1 protein-coding gene is annotated in these 1384 nt (G+C 65.9%); it reads right to left on the reverse strand.

Annotated features, from left to right (window positions below; genetic code table 11):
- On the reverse strand, positions 1–1371 hold a 1371-nt coding region (locus AB0H61_RS39030), incomplete at its 3' end, for a condensation domain-containing protein (RefSeq protein WP_357313990.1).
- Between the last annotated feature and the right edge of the window lie 13 nt (positions 1372–1384).

Here is a 1384-nt window from a genome sequence, read left to right on the forward strand (position 1 = left end):
AATGTGATGCAACACCAACACCACCACATACTCATCCCCACCACACCGGAAAACCCACGCCCGCAACGGAATCTGCGTAGCCAAATCGAACGGCGCCGCCATCGCCTGTGTCACCGGCCCGGTCAATTCGCCCGCATCGGCCACTCGGGTCTCGGCCGTCGCATCCACCACGGTTACCGGCACATGCACCGCGTCAGGTGCCAATGCCTGCTGCCAGGGCACCCCACCCTCGTCCGGGAACACGGTCCGTAGGCTTTCGTGCCGGTTCACCACATCGACCACCGCGGCCGTCAGTGCGGGCACATCGAGCGCACCGGTCAATCGCAGTGCGATGGGAATGTTGTAGACCGGCGCCTGAGGTTCGAGCCGGTGCAGGAACCACAGCCGGGCTTGCGCATACGACAGGGGCACCCGCTCCGGCCGCGGCCGTACACCCAACCGGGTGCGGGTCATCTGCCCCTCTCCCAGCCGGGTTGCCAACGCCGCGACCGTGGGTGATTCGAACACGATCCGAATCGGAAGCTCCACGCCGAGTACCGCTCGGATCCGGCTGATCAATCGTGTCGCCGACAGCGAATGCCCGCCCAGGTCGAAGAAGCTGTCGTCGATGCCGACCCGGGCCATCCCGAGCACCTCGGCGAACAATTCCGCCAGTACCCGCTCGGACTCATCGCACGGAGCCCGATACACGCCCCCGGCGAACTCGGGGTCCGGTAAAGCTCTTCGGTCGATCTTTCCGTTAGGTGTGCGCGGGAACTCCGCCACCGCCGCCACTGCTGCCGGCACCATGAACTCCGGTAGTTGTCGCGCTACGAACGCACGCACCCCCGCCAACCGATCCCGGGCACCGGGATCACTCGCGCAGTCCTCGACACCCCGAGCCGAACTTACATCAGGCACATACCCATCCGAGTTCACCCAGTTGCCCGCACCCGTCGGCTCCGCGGTCACCGACGATGCGGCGCGCACGAATACCGCATCCATCAGCCCCGGTTCCGGTGCGGGCGTGACAATTACCTCGTAACCGAGTTCTCCGCCCAAGTCACGGCAGTCCTGTGGCCACACACCAGGGCCGTCACCGGAGTCGAGATCCGCGACCAGGTCACGTGCGTCGGCTCGGGCCAGCTCAGCAGCCGCGGCCACATCGACCGCCAGGCCCGCCTGCGGAATTCCGGTGACGCGGATAGTGCCCGCGGTGGATTCCCGCAGGAAAGCGGCCAGGCGACGCATGTCCCCCATCCGGCCCCACTCGCAGGTCTGATCGGCCTTCGACAGCCGTCGCACCCGCACCGGTGCTTTGTGCAGGACTACATCGAAACGATAAGAGTTCAGCTCATTTCCACTGCGGCCGTCCTTCAAACGCACATCCACCGCCGCAATCCCC

It is taken from the genome of Nocardia sp. NPDC050710 (assembly GCF_040654375.1).
GTDB lineage: Bacteria > Actinomycetota > Actinomycetes > Mycobacteriales > Mycobacteriaceae > Nocardia.